The organism is Nonomuraea sp. NPDC049129, from assembly GCF_040648495.1.
Classification (GTDB): domain Bacteria; phylum Actinomycetota; class Actinomycetes; order Streptosporangiales; family Streptosporangiaceae; genus Nonomuraea.
This window is the reverse complement of sequence record NZ_JBEZDU010000010.1, coordinates 82,076-98,385: the sequence shown is the minus strand read 5'-3', so window position 1 is coordinate 98,385 and position 16,310 is coordinate 82,076. Positions and strand designations below refer to the sequence as shown.

14 protein-coding genes are annotated in these 16,310 nt (G+C 69.3%); 5 read left to right on the top strand and 9 right to left on the bottom strand.

Annotated elements, in window-relative coordinates; translation table 11 throughout:
• Positions 1-41: 41 nt before the first annotated feature.
• The gene (locus AB0B64_RS30195; protein WP_357939931.1) at positions 42-395 is read left to right on the top strand and encodes a PLD nuclease N-terminal domain-containing protein; all 354 of its coding nucleotides are present in this window, start codon (positions 42-44) and stop codon (positions 393-395) included.
• Here the strand turns inward: AB0B64_RS30195 and araA are convergent.
• From araA to AB0B64_RS30150, 9 genes are all read right to left on the bottom strand, one after another.
• The gene (gene araA, locus AB0B64_RS30190) at positions 392-1,846 is read right to left on the bottom strand and encodes an L-arabinose isomerase (protein WP_357939929.1); all 1,455 of its coding nucleotides are present in this window, start codon (positions 1,844-1,846) and stop codon (positions 392-394) included. The two genes, AB0B64_RS30195 and araA, sit on opposite strands and share 4 nt — an antisense overlap.
• Positions 1,843-2,505 carry an L-ribulose-5-phosphate 4-epimerase gene (locus AB0B64_RS30185; protein WP_357939927.1) on the bottom strand — a complete coding sequence of 221 codons (663 nt, stop codon included), beginning with the start codon at positions 2,503-2,505 and terminating at the stop codon, positions 1,843-1,845. Before AB0B64_RS30185 ends, araA begins: the two co-directional genes overlap by 4 nt.
• Positions 2,502-4,154, bottom strand: coding sequence for a ribulokinase (gene araB, locus AB0B64_RS30180; protein WP_357939925.1), 1,653 nt, complete (start codon positions 4,152-4,154; stop codon positions 2,502-2,504). The genes AB0B64_RS30185 and araB overlap by 4 nt, the downstream gene beginning before the upstream one ends.
• Positions 4,155-4,196: 42 nt before the next feature.
• Positions 4,197-5,180 (bottom strand): galactofuranose ABC transporter, permease protein YjfF, encoded by a 984-nt coding sequence (yjfF, locus tag AB0B64_RS30175; protein ID WP_357939922.1) that lies wholly within the window; start codon positions 5,178-5,180, stop codon positions 4,197-4,199.
• Entirely contained in the window at positions 5,177-6,190 is a 1,014-nt protein-coding gene (locus AB0B64_RS30170; RefSeq protein WP_358181324.1) for an ABC transporter permease, read from the bottom strand. The genes yjfF and AB0B64_RS30170 overlap by 4 nt, the downstream gene beginning before the upstream one ends.
• A complete protein-coding gene (locus tag AB0B64_RS30165; RefSeq protein WP_357939918.1) occupies positions 6,187-7,710 on the bottom strand; it encodes a sugar ABC transporter ATP-binding protein in 1,524 nt (507 codons plus the stop codon). Before AB0B64_RS30165 ends, AB0B64_RS30170 begins: the two co-directional genes overlap by 4 nt.
• Positions 7,711-7,777: 67 nt before the next feature.
• Entirely contained in the window at positions 7,778-8,743 is a 966-nt protein-coding gene (locus tag AB0B64_RS30160) for an ABC transporter substrate-binding protein (protein ID WP_357939916.1), read from the bottom strand.
• Positions 8,744-8,814: 71 nt separating this feature from the next.
• The gene (locus AB0B64_RS30155) at positions 8,815-9,798 is read right to left on the bottom strand and encodes a LacI family DNA-binding transcriptional regulator (protein WP_357941456.1); all 984 of its coding nucleotides are present in this window, start codon (positions 9,796-9,798) and stop codon (positions 8,815-8,817) included.
• Between the two features lie 226 nt (positions 9,799-10,024).
• Complete coding sequence (locus AB0B64_RS30150; RefSeq protein WP_357939914.1) at positions 10,025-11,032, bottom strand: LacI family DNA-binding transcriptional regulator; 1,008 nt, start codon at positions 11,030-11,032, stop codon at positions 10,025-10,027.
• Between the two features lie 125 nt (positions 11,033-11,157).
• Between AB0B64_RS30150 and AB0B64_RS30145 the strand changes: the two genes are divergently transcribed.
• The 4 genes from AB0B64_RS30145 to AB0B64_RS30130 all read left to right on the top strand — a co-directional run bounded on the left by AB0B64_RS30145 (position 11,158) and on the right by AB0B64_RS30130 (position 16,305).
• Complete coding sequence (locus AB0B64_RS30145) at positions 11,158-12,432, top strand: sugar ABC transporter substrate-binding protein (RefSeq protein ID WP_357939912.1); 1,275 nt, start codon at positions 11,158-11,160, stop codon at positions 12,430-12,432.
• Entirely contained in the window at positions 12,429-13,343 is a 915-nt protein-coding gene (locus AB0B64_RS30140) for a sugar ABC transporter permease (RefSeq protein WP_357939909.1), read from the top strand. The genes AB0B64_RS30145 and AB0B64_RS30140 overlap by 4 nt, the downstream gene beginning before the upstream one ends.
• A gap of 81 nt (positions 13,344-13,424) precedes the next feature.
• Positions 13,425-14,192 (top strand): carbohydrate ABC transporter permease, encoded by a 768-nt coding sequence (locus AB0B64_RS30135; protein WP_357939908.1) that lies wholly within the window; start codon positions 13,425-13,427, stop codon positions 14,190-14,192.
• A complete protein-coding gene (locus AB0B64_RS30130; protein WP_358181321.1) occupies positions 14,185-16,305 on the top strand; it encodes a beta-L-arabinofuranosidase domain-containing protein in 2,121 nt (706 codons plus the stop codon). The genes AB0B64_RS30135 and AB0B64_RS30130 overlap by 8 nt, the downstream gene beginning before the upstream one ends.
• The last annotated feature ends 5 nt before the right edge of the window (positions 16,306-16,310 follow it).

Genomic DNA, 16,310 nt, shown 5'->3' with positions numbered 1-16,310 from the left:
CCGACGACAAAGGCGCTCTGGGCGCCGCCGAGGAGAATTCCGTGCTCTACCTGTCCGAGGCCCTCGGCCTGGCCACGCTCGTGCTCTGGCTGTACTGCCTCTTCGACGCGATCACCACGCCGGAAGAGGCGTGCCGCAACCTGCCGAAGATCCTCTGGGTGCTCATCGTCCTGCTGTTCCCGCTGGTCGGCTCCATCATCTGGCTGGTGGCCGGGCGCCCGCAGGCGCTCCCGCCGGCGCGGCCGACCGGGTACCCCGAGTACGACCGGCCGGGGCGCGCGACCGCGAGCAACCCCGACGACGACGAGGAGTTCCTGCGCCGCCTCCGCGAGCGGGCAGAGGAACAACGCAGGAACGCCCCGAAGCCGCCTGACGACACCCCCAAGGGCGACTAGAAGCCCTGCGCCAGCCGGTAGTACGCCTGGTTCCAGCGCAGCTCCTTGGCGAACCCCCGAGCCGTCGTGTCCGCGTCGATGACCAGCAGCTCGACCCCGAGCATGTCGGCCAGGTCGGTCAGCTCCTCGGTGCCCACGGCCGTCGAGAGCACGGTGTGGTGCGGCGCGCCCGCGGTCAGCCACGCCTCGGCGGAGGTACGCAGGTTCGGCCGGGGCCGCCAGACCGCGCGCGCCACCGGCAGGTTGGGCAGCGGGTGCGGCGGCGCGACGATGTCGATCTCGTTGGCCACCAGCCGGAACCGGTCCCCCATGTCGGCGAGCCCGATGACGACGCCGGGACCCGGCTCGGCGTCGAACACCAGCCGCACCGGGTCCTCCCGGCCACCGATGCCCAGCGGGTGGATCTCGCACGACGGGGTGCCCGTGGCGATCGACGGGCAGACCTCCAGCATGTGCGCGCCGAGGATGAGCTCCTCGCCCGGCGTCATGTTGTAGGTGTAGTCCTCCATGAACGAGGTGCCGCCGGGCGCCATGGCCTTGAGCGTGCGCAGCAGCACCGAGGTCTTCCAGTCGCCCTCGCCGCCGAAGCCGTACCCGTCGGCCATCAGCCGCTGCACGGCCAGCCCGGGGAGCTGGCGCAGCCCGCCGAGGTCCTCGAAGTTCGTGGTGAACGCGCGGAACCCGCCCGCCTCCAGGAAGCCGCGCAGGCCCAGCTCGATCCTGGCGGCGTAGCGCAGCGAGTCGTTCCGCTCGCCCAGCAGCTCCGGCGCCACCCGGTAGAGCTCGGCGTACTCCTTGACCAGCGCCGTCACGTCTGCCTCGGAGGCGGCGTCCACGGCCTCGACCAGCTCGTTGACGCCGTAGGTGTTGACCGAGACGCCGAAGCGGAGCTGCGCCTCGACCTTGTCGCCCTCGGTGACGGCGACGTCGCGCATGTTGTCGCCGAACCTGGCGAGCTTGAGCGTACGCACCTCCGCCAGGCCCGCCGCCGCCCGCGACCAGGCGAGCACCCGGTCGGCCACGAACGGGTCACTGACGTGCCCGGCCACGGTCTTGCGCGGCACGCCCAGCCGGGTCTGTATGTGGCCGAACTCGCGGTCGCCGTGCGCGGCCTGGTTGAGGTTCATGAAGTCCATGTCGATGGAGCTCCACGGCAGCTCAACGTTGGCCTGCGTGTGCAGGTGCAGCAGCGGCTTGCGCAGCGTGTCCAGCCCGGCGATCCACATCTTGGCGGGGGAGAAGGTGTGCATCCAGGCGATCACGCCGGCGCACGAGTCGTCGGCGTTGGCCTCCAGCATCACCCGCCTGATCGCGGCCGCGTCGGTGAGCACGGGCTTCCACTCGACGGGCACCGGGAGCGCCGCGGCGATTCGCTGCGACTGCTCGGCGACCTGGCGCAGCGTGTCCTCGCCGTACAGCCCCTGGCTGCCGGTCAGAAACCAGATCTTCAACGCGGGCTCCTCTGTTGTCCGTAGACGTTCTGATAGCGGTCGTACAGGCGGTCGATGTCGTCCTGGGCGATGGCCAGCGGCTCGCCGAGCTGCTTGGCCACGTGCACGGTACGGGCGACGTCCTCGCACATCACAGCGGCCTTGACCGCGGCTTTGGGGCTCGGACCGATGCTGAAGACGCCGTGGTTCTGCATCAGGACGGCCCGCGAGCGGTGCCCCTTGAGCGTCTTCACGATGCCCTGGCCGATGGAGTCGTCGCCGATCAGCGCGAACGGCCCGACCGGGATCTCGCCGCCGAACTCGTCGGCCATGGCGGTCAGGACGCACGGGATGGCCTCGCCGCGCGCCGCCCAGGCGGAAGCGTAGGTGGAGTGGGTGTGCACCACCCCGTTCACCTCGGGCATGTTGCGATAGACGTAGGCGTGCGCGGCGGTGTCGCTGGACGGCGCGTGCTCGCCGGCCACCAGGTTGCCGTCGAGGTCGCAGACGACCATGTTCTGCGGCGTCAGCTCGTCGTAGGTGACGCCGGACGGCTTGATGACGAACAGGTCCTCACCGGGGACCCGGCCGGAGACGTTCCCGGCGGTCCAGACGACCAGGTTGTTGCGCACCAGCTCGGCGTGCAGGTCACAGACCGTCTTCCGCATGGCCTCGGTCATGAGCGGGCCTCGTTCCTGATCGCGCGTAGCGTGTGCAGCATTCGTCCATCCCCGAAGTAGTCGTGCAGCTTGCGGTATTCGGCGTAGAGCCGGTCGTAGGCGTCGGCCCGGTCCGCGTCGGGCACGTAGGCGTTCTCCTGCCGCGCGCCCATCACGGCCGCGGCCTGCTGGATGTCGTCGTACGCGCCCGCCGCGACGGCCGCGTGGATCGCCGAGCCGAGCGCGGGGCCCTGCTCGGAGTCGATGATCGAGAGCGGGCGGCGCAGCACGTCGGCGTAGACCTGCATGAGGAAGCGGTTCTTCAGCAGGCCGCCGGCCACCACGAACTCCGCCACCGGCACGCCCGACGCCTCGAACGTCTCGACGATCACCCGGGCGCCGAACGCGGTGGCCTCGATGAGCGCGCGGTAGACGTCCTCGGGCTTGGTGGCCAGGGTCTGGCCGACGACCACGCCGGACAGGTCGTGGTCGACCAGCACCGAGCGGTTGCCGTTGTGCCAGTCGAGCGCGACCAGGCCGTGCTGCCCGACCCGCTGCCCGGCGGCCAGCTCGGTCAGGTAGTCATGCACCGACTGCCCCCGGTCGGCCGCGAGCCGCGCGTACGAGGCGGGCACGGCGTTGTCGACGAACCAGGCGAAGATGTCGCCCACGCCCGACTGTCCCGCCTCGTATCCCCACAGCCCCGGCACGATCCCGTCACGGACCACCCCGCACATGCCGGGCACCTCGGCCAGCTGGTCGGAGGGCATCACGTGACAGGTGGAGGTGCCCATGATGGCGACCATCTGGCCGGGCCGGACGGCGTCGGCCGCGGCGGAGGTGACGTGCGCGTCGACGTTGCCGACGGCGATGGCGATGCCCTCGGGCAGTTTGGTCCACTCGGCGGCCTGCGCGGTCAGCCGCCCGGCGAGCCCGCCCAGCGGAGACAGCTCATGCCCCAGCTTGCCGGCAAACCCGGAGAAGCCGGGGTTGAGGGCGGCGAGGAAGTCCTCGGACGGATAGCCCCCATCCTGAAAAATCCCTTTGTATCCGGCGGTGCAGACGTTGCGGGTCTCGACCCCGGTGAGCTGCCAGATGATCCAGTCGGCGGCCTCGATCCACCGCTCGGCCCGCCCGTAGGTCTCCGGGTCCTCTTCGAGCACCTGCAGGCCCTTGGCGAACTCCCACTCCGAGGAGATCTTGCCGCCGTAGCGCGGCAGCCAGCTCTCCCCGCGCCGCGCAGCCAGCTCGTTGATCCGGTCGGCGTGCGCCTGCGCCGCGTGGTGCTTCCACAGCTTGGGCCAGGCGTGCGGCCGCTCGGGCGTCTGGAAGCAGAGCGGCGTGCCGTCGCCGGTGGTCGGCAGCACCGTGCACGCGGTGAAGTCGGTGCCGAGCCCGACGACCTGCGCCGGGTCGATCCCGGCCGCGGCCACGGCCTCGGGCACGGCGGTACGCAGCACGTCCAGCCAGTCCTGCGGGGACTGCAGCGCCCAGTCGGGTCCCAGCCGGACCTCTGAGCCGGGCAGCCGGTCTTCGATGACGCGGTGGGCGTACTCGTGCACGGCGGTGCCGACCTCGGCGCCGTCGCCGACCCGCACCACCACGGCGCGGCCGGACAGCGTGCCGAAGTCGACACCGATCACGTATGTGTTGTTGTTGTTAGCGTTCACACAATCTCCCTTGATCCGGTACGGCGGAGGCCGTGCCGGAGGTCAGGTCCGGCGCGCCGAGAATAGACGCTGGAGCAGGATGAAGACGAAGAGCAGAAGTCCGATGAATATCTTGGTCCACCACGAGCTGAGCGTGCCCTCGAAGCTGATGACCGTCTGGATCAGGCCCAGCACGAGCACGCCCAGCACGGTGCCGAGCAGGAACCCCGAGCCGCCGGTCAGCAGTGTGCCGCCGATCACGACGGCCGCGATCGCGTCGAGCTCCATGCCGACGGCGTGCAGCCCGTACCCCGAGAGCATGTAGAACGACAGCAGCACCCCGCCGAGCGCCGAGCAGAACCCGCTGACCGTGTAGACCGTGATCTTCGTCCGGGCCACGGGCAGGCCCATCAGCAGCGCGGACTGCTCACTGCCCCCGGTGGCGTAGACGGCGCGGCCCAGGCGCGTGTAGTGCAGCACGTACGCCGCCACGAGCACCACAACGGCAGCGATGATCACACTCGGCGAGATCCACAGACCGGCGAACAGGTCGATCCTGGTCTGCGCGAACGCCGTGAACGTCGGGTCCTCGATGGGGATCGAGTCGGTGCCGATCGTGTAGCACAGCCCTCTGGCCAGGAACATCCCGGCCAGCGTGACGATGAACGGCTGGATGTCGAAGGCGTGGATGATGTATCCCATCACCAGCCCCAGCGCGGCGCCGATGAGCAGCACCAGCGGGATCACCAGGTACGGCGGCCACCCGGGCCCCTTCATCAGGCTCGCCGAGATCATGGTGGACAGCGCGACCACCGAGCCGACCGACAGGTCGATCCCCCCGGTCAGGATCACGAACGTCATGCCGACGGCCACGACCAGCAAGAAGGCGTTGTCGATGAAGACGTTGAGAATCACCTGCCCGCTGGCGAACCCCTCGTAGCGGATGCCGCCCGCGACGAACATCGCCACGAACAGGCCGGCGGTCACCAGGACCGGCACGTACTTGGCCGGGATCGTCCTGAGGCCGTTGAGCGTCACGGTCGTCATGCCGTCACCCTGACCTTCTCCTCGGCCGCCGGGCTGGGCGGCACGGCTCGGCGGCGACGGCCGAACACCTTCTCGCGGAACGACTTCGACTGGATGAGACAGACCGCGGTCACCACGAGCGCCTTGAACAGCAGCGTGGTCTCCGGCGGCACGCCGATGGAGTAGATGGTCGTGGTCAGCGTCTGGATGATCAGCGCGCCGAGCACGGTGCCGCCGAGCGAGAAGCGCCCGCCCGACAGCGAGGTGCCGCCGATGACCACGGCCAGGATGGCGTCGAGCTCGACCCAGAGGCCGGCGTTGTTGCCGTCGGCGCTGGACACGTTCGAGCTGATCATCAGCCCGGCGACGCCCGCGCAGAGCGCGGCGAAGGCGTAGACCATGATGATGATGCCGCGCGAACGGATCCCGGCGAGCCTGCTGGCCTCGGCGTTGCCGCCGACCGACTCGATCAGCATGCCCAGGGCCAGCCTGCGGGTGAGAAAGACGGTGATCGCCAGGACCACCACGACCAGCAGGATGCCGAAGGGCACGGTCAGCCAGTAGCCGCCGCCGATGACCTTGTACGAGGGGCTGTTGACGGTGATGATCTGCCCGCCGGTGATCAGCTGGGCCAGGCCGCGCCCGGCCACCATGAGGATCAGCGTGGCGATGATCGGCTGAATGCCGACGACCGCGACGAGCAGGCCGTTCCACGCCCCGAGCAGCACCGACAGGCCGAGCGCCAGCGCCACGGCGGTGAACACGCCGGCGTCGTCGCTGATCTGCAGGCAGGCCAGCGCCCCCGCGATCGCCACCACCGAGCCGACCGACAGGTCGATGCCGCCGGTCGCGATGACCAGCGTCATCCCGAGTGAGACCAGGATGAGCGGGGCGCCGAACCGCAGGATGTCGATCAGGCTGCCGTAGAGGTGGCCGTCGCGCATCTGGATCGAGAAGAAGTTCGTGGTGAAGAACACGTTGACGAGGAGCAGCAGGGCCAGGATGACGACCGGCCAGAGCAGGCGTCTCATTCCGCTCGCCCTCCGCCCGCGCCGCCACTTGCGATGGTCTCCATGAGCACGTCCGTGGTGAGGTCGTCGTCGTTGGGCAGCTCGGCGACCAGCCTGCGGTCGCGCAGGACGCCGACCTTGTGGCTGAGCCGCAGCACCTCCTCCAGCTCGGCGGAGATGAACAGCACCGCCATGCCGCCGTCGGAGAGCTGGGCGACCAGGCGCTGGATCTCGGTCTTCGCGCCGATGTCGATGCCGCGCGTGGGCTCGTCGAGGATGAGCAGTCTGGGCTCCAGGATCAGCCACCTGGCCAGCAGCACCTTCTGCTGGTTGCCGCCGCTGAGGTCGCGTACGAGGTGCTCCGGGTTGGCCGGGCTGATCTTCAGCGCGGAGATGTACTTGCCGACCAGCTCGTCCTGCTGCTCACGCGGGACCGGCCTGGTCCAGCCCCTGGTGGCCTGCAGGGCCAGGATGATGTTCTCCCGGAGCGTGAGGTCGGGGATCAGCCCGTCCGACTTGCGGTTCTCCGAGCAGAACGCGATCCGGTGGTTCATCGCGACGCGCGGCGTGCGCAACGAGACGGGCGCGCCCTCGATGGTCACCTCACCGGCGCTCGCGTGGTCGGCGCCGAACAGCAGCCGCGCGACCTCCGTACGGCCCGAGCCCAGCAGCCCGGCCAGCCCCACGACCTCGCCCTCGTGGACGGTCAGCGTGAACGGCTCGATGGCCCCGGCCCGGCCCAGCCCGCGCGCCTCCAGCAGCGGCCGGTCGAACACCTTGGCCTCGCCGTGCAGCTTCTCCAGGGCGGCGAGCTCCTGGCCGATCATCTTGGCGACCAGCTCGACCTGGCTGAGCTCCGCGGTGAGGTATTCGCCCACCAGCCGCCCGTTGCGCAGGATCGTCATCCGATCGGAGATCTCGTAGACCTGGTCGAGGAAGTGCGAGACGAACAGGATCGCGATGCCCTCCTCCTTGAGGGTGCGCATCACGCGGAAGAGCTGTTCGACCTCGCTCGCGTCGAGGCTGGAGGTCGGCTCGTCGAGGATCAGCACCCGGGCCTCGATGTCGATGGCCCGCGCGATGGCCACCATCTGCTGGATGGCCGGCGAGTAGGTCGACAGGGGGGCCGAGACGTCGAGGTCGAGCTCCAGCCGGGCCAGCAGCTCCGCGGCCCTGGCCCGCATTCGCGGCCAGTCGATCCGGCCCCAGCGCCGGGGCTCGCGGCCGACGAAGATGTTCTCGGCGACCGAGAGGTTCGCGCAGAGGTTGACCTCCTGGTAGACCGTGCTGATGCCGGCCCCTTGAGCCTCCAGCGGGCTGCCGAACGCGACGGGCTCGCCCAGCAACTCGATGGAGCCGGCGTCGATGGAGTGGACGCCGGTCAGCACCTTGATCAGGGTGGACTTGCCCGCGCCGTTCTCGCCCATGAGCGCGTGCACCTCGCCCGGCAGCAGTCGCAGGTCCACGCCGTCGAGAGCCTTCACGCCGGGGAACTGTTTGCCGATTCCGCTCATCAGCAGGATCGGCGCGGGTACGGCCATCGGCGCCCCTCTCCTCGCTCTTGCTCGTATGGGTGGGCCGGCCCGCGAGGGCCGGCCCGGTCGGCGGTCAGTACTGGCGGTTGGGCAGAGCGGCCTTGGCCTGCTCCTGGTTGAACGCCGTCTCCTGCGTGATCACGCGGGTCGGCACGGTCTCGTTCTTGACGACCTTCTTGGCCAGGTCCATCAGCTGCGGGCCGAGCAGCGGGGAGCACTCGACGATGTAGTTGATCTTTCCGTCGGCGAGGGCCTGCATGCCGTCCTTGACGGCGTCGACCGTGATGATCTTGATGTCCTTGCCGGGCACCTTGCCCGCGCCCTCGATGGCCTCGATCGCACCCAGCCCCATGTCGTCATTGTGCGCGTAAAGCACGTCGATGTCCGGAGTGGACTTCAGGAAGGCCTCCATGACCTCCTTGCCCTTGGCCCGGGTGAAGTCGCCGGTCTGCGAGGCGACGATCTGGAACTTGGGCTCGGCCTTGATGACCTCCTGGAAGCCCGCCTTGCGGTCGTTGGCCGGCGCCGAGCCCGTGGTGCCCTGCAGCTCGACGATCTTGACCGGGTCGGTGCTGCTCTTGTACTCGTCCACCAGCCACTTGCCGGCCTTGCGGCCCTCTTCGATGAAGTCCGAGCCGAGGAAGGTCTTGTAGAGCGAGGTGTCCTTGGAGTCCACGGCCCGGTCGGTGAGGATCACCGGGATCTTCGCGTCCTTGGCCTCCTTGAGTACGGTGTCCCAGCCCGACTCCACCACCGGCGAGAAGGCGATGACGTCCACCTTCTGCTGGATGTAGGAGCGGATCGCCTTGATCTGGTTCTCCTGCTTCTGCTGGGCGTCCGAGAACTTCAGGGTGATCCCGGCTGACTTGGCCGAGTCCTGCACCGACTTGGTGTTCGCGGTGCGCCAGCCGCTCTCCGCGCCGACCTGCGAGAAGCCCATGGTGATCGCGCCACCGCCACCGCCGCCGCCACTGCCGCATCCGGCCACCGCCATGGCGGTGAACCCGGCGAGCATCAACACCGAGATCCTCTTCAACACGTGGGGTCCCTTCTGATGTGAGCGCTAACACCGAACGCGTGGGTGCGTGCGCGCTTCCTATCGTGTACGGCCTACCGCCGGGCCGTACTGGCCCGGGAGACGAGCGAGGGCGGGACCACGAGGCGTTCGCGCTCGTGGGAGCCTTGGCCCTCGATCTGCCGAAGGAGCACCTCGATGCTGTGCCTGCCCACCGCGCCGAAGTCCTGCCTGATGGTGGTGAGCGGCGGCGAGAAGAACTCCGATTCGGGGATGTCGTCGAAACCGACGACGCTCACCTGGTCGGGCACTCTCACCCCCTGCTCGGTGAACGCCCGCAGCACGCCCAGCGCCATCTGATCGTTGGCGACGAACACCGCCGTGACGTCCTTCATGCTCGCCAGACTCCGCCCCGCCTCGTATCCCGAGCGCGGACTCCAGTCTCCGGCGAGCGGCTCAGGGGCCGAACGGCCCGCCTGCTCCAGCGCGGCCCGCCACCCGGCCACGCGCCCCTCGGCCTCCAGCCAGTCGGAGGGGCCGCGGATGTGCCAGACCGTCTCGTGTCCCAGGGAGAGCAGGTGCTCGGTGGCCATCCTGCCGCCGCGGACCTGGTCGACGCAGACGACCGACACGTCACCGGCCTCGCCGCCCTCGACGGCGACCGTGGGCACCCCGAACGGGAGCTCCCCCAGCGCCTGGGCGGCCGACCGTTGCGGCGCGACCACGACGATGCCGTCGACGCCCTGGTCGGCCAGGTAGTCGAGGGCATCACTGACGCCGATCTTGTCGATGGACTTGAGACTCACGATGCTGACGAAGTAGCCGGCCCCCCGGGCCGCCTGCTCGATGCCGTAGACCGTGCTGGCCGGGCCGTACAGCGTGGTGTCGAAGCTGACCACGCCGAGCGTCCTGGAGTGCTTGGTGACCAGGGCGCGGGCGACAAGGTTGCGGCGGTAGCCGAGCTTGTCGATCGCCTCCATCACCCGCGCGCGGGTCTCGCTGCGCACGTTGGGATGCTCGTTGAGCACGCGTGAGACCGTCTGGTGCGATACCCCGGCCTCTTTGGCCACATCGGCCATGACCGGCGGTCGACGCCCCTGGGTCGCTCCCACTGCCGTGCTCCCTTCCTGGCTTGGCATGACTGTGAACGTTAACAACAGGTCTCGTCAAGAGGTCGTCCGATTACGGTCGCGTCACACGAGCTCTGCCTTGAGCGCTCCTCATCTTTGGCGCCCAGCCTGGAGAGGAAGTTCACTCGAAATGTTAACGCTAACATACCAGGAGGGCCAGGCCCTCTGCGCGCGGTTACGCCGACGACGCCGTGGAGTCGCGGATCACCAGCTGGCAGGGCATGCGATGGATGCCCGGCGTGGCCCGTCCGTCGATGGCCGCGAACAGGTGCTGGGCGGCCGTCCTGCCGAGGAGCTCGAGGTTCATGTCCACGGTCGTCAGGGCCGGGCGCGTCTCGGTCGACAGCACCTCCCAGTTGTCGTAGCCGATCACCGCGATGTCGTCGGGCACCCGCCGCCCCCGCTCGCGGACCGCCTCCACGAACCCGGCCGCGACCTGGTCGCTGCCGCAGAACACCGCGTCGATCTCCGGCTGGGCCATCAGCAGCATCTCCGCCGCGTGCCGCCCCCACCGCTGCGACCACGCGCCCCAGAGCGTCTCGCCCGCCTGCTCCAGACCCGCCTCGGACAGCGCCAGCTCCACGCCCGCCACGCGATCACGGGCCGCCTTGTAGTGCTCGGGCCCGGTGACGTGCGCGATCCGCCGCCGGCCCAGCGCGATCAGATGGTTGACCGCCATCACCGCGCCGCCCACGTCGTCCGGCACGAACGACACGTCCTCCGGATCGTCCGACGGCCCGTAGGCGTAGACCACCGGCACTCCGAGATCGCGGCTGACCGACGGCCGCGGGTTGGTGCTCTCGCCCACCACGATCAGCCCGTCGACGCGGCGCGACAGCAGTGCGCGCAGGTGGTGCTGCTCCCTGATGGCGTCGCCGCGGGCGTCGCAGAGCAGCACCGCCATCTCCCCCGCGCCGAACGCGTCCTCCGCGCCGAGCAGCACCGGGATGCCGAACCGGCCCGCGCTGTCAGAGGTGAGCAGCCCGACCGTCCGCGTCTGGCCGGACAGCAGCCCCCTGGCCAGGGCGTTCGGCTGGAAGGAGAGCTCCTCCGCCGCGGCGAGCACGCGCTGACGGGTCGAGGCCCGCACGTCCTGCCGCCCGTTGAGCGCCTTGGAGGCCGTGGCGATCGACACCCCGGCCAGGGAGGCCACGTCGTTGATGGTCGCGCGCCTACCCGCCATATTTTCGAAACCCTTTTCAGTAACCCGGTATCTAGGACAAACCATAATACCCATTGACAGGCCCCAATGTTTCTTCTACGTTTCCGAAAACCTTTCAGTTCACGGGGGTCCCGAAGGAGACAACCATGAGACGACGGCTGGCTGGGATCGCCTTCCTCGGTTTGTTAGCGCTCACAGCCGCCGCTTGCGGCAGCAGCGGGAGCGGTGGGAGCGAGAAGCAGCCCCAAGCGGCAGGCCCGGTCACGATCACCATGTGGACCCGCGCGGCGACGCAGGCCCAGAGCGAACGGCTGGTGAAGGCCTACAACAGCAGTCACAAGAACCAAGTGAAACTGACCGTCATCCCGACGGACAACTACCAGCCGCGCATCGCTGCCGCGGCCGGGGCCAAGCAGCTGCCGGACGTGTTCGCGGCCGACGTGATCTTCGTCCCGAACTACACCTCGCAGGGCCTGTTCATGGACATCACCGACCGGGTCAACGCCCTGCCGTACAAGGCCGGTCTCGCGCCCTCCCACATGAAGCTGGGCACGCTGGACGGCAAGCTCTACACCCTGCCCCACACGCTGGACCTGTCGGTCTGGTTCTGGAACAAGGACCTCTACGCCAAGGCCGGGCTCGACCCGGAGAAGGGGCCCAAGACGCTGAAGGAGTTCGCCCAGCAGGCCACCACGATCCAGCAGAAGCTGGGCAAGGACGGCAAGGTGCACGGTACGTTCTTCGGCGGCAACTGCGGCGGCTGTTACGTCTTCACCTTCTGGCCCTCGGTCTGGGCGGCCGGCGCCCAGGTCATGAACGCCGAAGGCACCACCTCGCTCAACGACCAGCCCGCGATGACCGAGGTGTTCAAGACCTACCGCGACCTGTACGAGAAGAAGGTCACCGGCCCGACGGCCAAGGAGGAGCAGGGCCCGACCTGGACCGGCTTCTTCCCCAAGGGCGAGATCGGCGTCATGCCCATGCCGTCGACCACGCTCGGCACGATGCCCGCCGACATGAAGATCGGCGTCACCCCCATCGCCGGTCCCGACGGTGGCGAGTCGACCTTCGTGGGCGGCGACTCGATCGGCATCTCCTCGACGTCCAAGAACGCCGACGCGGCCTGGGACTTCCTGTCCTGGACCGTCTCCGATGACGCGCAGGTCGAGGTCATGGCCAAGAACAAGGACGTGCTCGCGCGTACGGACCTGGCCAACAACAAGTACTCGGCTGAGGACCCGCGTGTGGTTTTGATCAACTCGCTGGTCGCCAAGGGTCAGACGCCCTACGCGCTGCGCTTCGGCCAGACGTTCAACGACCCGCAGGGACCCTGGCTGCGGCTTGCTCGCGAAGCGGTGTTCGGCGACGCCTCGAAGGTGCCCCAACTGAACGCCGAGATAACGAAGTCCCTGCAGCAATGATTGCAACTCTCAGCAAGCCCAAGCGGCGGGCGGCCCACACAGTGCCGTCCGCCCGATGGCGGAGGAGACAGGTCCAAGGCTGGCTGTACGCCGCACCGACCGCCGTCATCGTGGGCGTCCTGTTCCTCGCACCGCTGGTGCTGGTCGTCTGGATGTCGCTGAACCGCTGGCCGCTGCTGGGCCAGGCGGTCTTCAACGCCCCCGACAACTACGCCAAGATCCCCAAGAACCCGCTGTTCTTCGACGCGGTGCTCTTCACGCTGAAGTACACCGCCATCACCACCGTCCTGCTGTCGGCCGTCGCGCTCGGCCTGGCGCTGCTGGTGCAGGAGCGCCGCCCCGGCGTCGCGTTCTTCCGTACCGCGTTCTTCCTGCCGGGAGCCGTCGGCTTCGCCGCCGCCGCGCTGCTGTTCTACGGCCTGCTGAACAACGACTTCGGCCCGATCGACCCGCTGCTCCAGACGCTGGGGATCACGCACGAGCCGGTGAAGTGGATCGGCACGCCCAACATGGCGTTGTTCTCCACGATCGCGCTCGTGCTGTGGCGCTTCGCCGGGTTCAACATGCTCATCCTGCTGACCGGCCTGCAGTCGATCCCCGTCGAGGTGTACGAGGCGGCCAGGAGCGACGGCGCCAACCGCTGGCAGATCTTCACCAAGATCACGATGCCGCTGCTGCGCCCGACGCTGGCGCTGATGCTGATCCTCAGCATCACGGGCTCGCTGCTGGCCTTCGACCAGTTCTTCATCTTCACCAACGGCGGCCCGGACAACAGCACGGTCTCGATGGTCATGGTCGTCTACCGCGACGCGTTCTTCCGCTTCGACCTCGGCGGGGCGGCGGCGCTGTCCGTCGTGCTGCTGGTCGCCCTGGTCGGGTTCAACACTCTGCTGATGCGGAGGCTCAAGTGAGGAGTGAACCCGACGCAGCGAACGGAGCGGTCCGCGAGGAACGAGCGGCCCGCGGAGGGAGTGAGGAGCGGTGAACGACCAATGATGCGGTATTACCCCACTGTCACGGCGCTGGCCATTCTGTTCCTGTTCCCGCTGGTGTGGAGCGGCTGGGCGTCGCTGGAGGAGCCGTCCAACTACCTGAAGATGGCCCAGTTCGGCGAGGGCGTCGGCACCTACGCCACCAACAGCGTGCTGGTGTCGTCGATGACCGTCGCCGGCACGCTGATCGTCTCCGCGCTGGGCGGCTACGCCTTCGCCCGGTTCGACTTCCCCGGCAAGAACCTGCTGTTCCTGGCCACGCTGGCGATCCTCATGGTGCCGTACGCGACGATCCTCATCCCGCTCTACGTGCTGCTCGGCTACCTCGGCCTGCAGAACTCGCTGCTGGGGCTGTCGCTGGTGTTCGTGATGTTCCAGCTGCCGTTCGCGCTGTTCATGATGCGCAACGCCTTCGAGGCGATCCCGCGCGAGCTGGAGGAGGCGGCGCTGGTCGACGGCTGCGGCACCTTCCGGGCCTTCTCCCGGATCCTGCTGCACGCCGTACGGCCCGCGCTCGTCACGGTCGGCCTGTTCGCCTTCCTCGCCTCGTGGAACGACTTCTTCGCACCGCTCATCCTGCTCAACGACGGCGCGTCGTTCACCCTGCCGGTGGCCGTGGTCAGCATGACGCAGGGCACGTTCGGCGCCATCGACTACGGCATGCTCCAGGCCGGCGTCATGGTCATGGCACTCCCCTGTCTCATTCTGTTCGTCATTCTGCAGCGCCACTACGTGCGCGGATTCATGTCGGGAGCTCTGCGTGGCTAATCCTGTCCTCCCCTCATCGGGTGTGCTGTCCCCCCTCGGCCTGGACGCGGTACGTCCGGCGCCCGGCTTCTGGGGCGACCGCGTCACCCTCAACCGGGACGTCACCATCGCCCACTGCCAGGAATGGATGGAGCGCGAAGGCTGGATCGACAACTTCCGAGGCCGGCTGCCCCGCAAGGGCAGGGAGTTCAGCGACTCGGAGATCTACAAGCTGCTGGAGGGGATGGCGTGGGCCGACCACCCCGCGCTGCCCGAGCTGGCCGAGACCGTGGCCAGGGCCCAGGAGGGTGACGGCTACCTCAACACCCGATGGTCCGGCAGCCGCTACACCGACTTCGAGTGGGGCCATGAGCTCTACTGCTACGGCCACCTCATCCAGGCCGGGGTCGCCAGGCTGCGCATGCACGGCGAGGACCGGCTGACCGAGGTGGTCAAGCGGGCGGCGGACCACATCTGCCGCCGCTTCATGGACACCTCGGAGACCTGCGGCCACCCGGTGGTGGAGATGGCGCTGGTCGAGCTGTACCGGGCCACCGGCACCGAGCGCTACCTGGAGATGGCCCGCCGCTTCGTCGAACGCCGGGGCCTGCCCGCGCTGGCCGAGATCCCGTTCGGCCGCGCCTACTTCCAGGATGATCTTCCAGTACGGCGCGCGCAGTCGTTGCGCGGGCATGCCGTACGGGCGCTCTACCTGGCCAGCGGCGTCGTCGACGTGGCTGTGGAGACGGGCGACGAGGAATTGCTGAAGGCCGTCGAAGCGCAGTGGGAGCGGGCGGTCGCCAGACGCACCCACCTGACGGGCGGCATGGGCTCGCGGCACACCGACGAGTCCTTCGGCGAGGACTACGAGCTGCCGCCGGACCGCGCCTACTCCGAGACCTGCGCGGGCATCGCCTCGATCATGCTGGCGCACCGGCTGCTGCTGGCCACCGGCGACGCCCGGTACACCGACGTGGCCGAGCGGACGCTGTACAACGTGCTGGCCACCGCGGTGGCCCTGGACGGCCGGTCGTTCTTCTACGCCAACCCGCTGCGCGTGCGGGTGCCGGCCGTGCCGCTGAACGGGGTCAACCACGCCGCCGAGGGCGGGCTGCGCTCGCCGTGGTTCGACGTGTCGTGCTGCCCGAACAACATCGCCCGCACGCTCGCCTCGCTGGCGGCCTACGTGGCGACGAGTGACGCGGGCGGGGTGCAGATCCACCACTTCACACCGGGCGAGATCACCCATGGGCCGCTCGCGTTGCGGGTGGAGACCGGGTATCCGTGGTCGGGCGGGGTGCGCGTGCGGGTCCTTTCGGGTGGCAGCGGGCGGATCTCGCTGCGCGTGCCCGCCTGGGCGAAGGGCGCCACGCTCGCGTACGGACCGGCCGGGCCGGACGGTGGCGCTGGATCGGACGCCGGTGGGTCGGACGCTCGCGGGTCGGACGCCGGTGGGTCGGACATTTCGCATATGTCGGGTAGTCGGGAGGTCGAGCCCGGGTACGCCGTCGTCGCGGGCGACTGGCGGCCGGGTGATGAGATCCGGCTCGACCTGCCCATGGCTCCCCGATGGACCTTCCCCGACCGGCGCGTGGACGCGCTGCGCGGGAGTGTCGCGGTGGAGCGCGGGCCGCTCGTCTACTGCGCGGAGTCCGTCGCCGACGAGCCGCCACTCGCCGACGTGGCCGCCCGCATCTCGTCCGCACCCATCGAGCGTCCGGCCGACCCTCCGGCCGCCCCTCCGGCCGCCCCTCTGGGCGATCAACCAGCTGACCATCCGGCCGACCACCAGGCCGGCTCTCCGGAAGGGGCGTCCGCAGCCGTCCCCGTACCGAGGGCGGCCGGTTCCGAGGCGGGCGCGCCCGATCCCGTCGCGGGCGCGCCCGCCACTGACCCCGCCGCCGATCTCGCCGCCGGTCACACTGTCGGTCCCGCCGCTGGTCCCGCTGTCGATCCTGTCGTGGAGATCGAGGTCGCCGTCGTGCTCGGGACTCCGGCCACCGACGACTGGCCGTACGGGCCGACGCCCGACGCGCCGGATGGCACGGACACCGTGCTGCGGCTGGTGCCGTACCACCGCTGGGGCAATCGCGGCCCCGCCACCATGCGCGTCTGGCTGCCCGTCGCCGACTGACACCC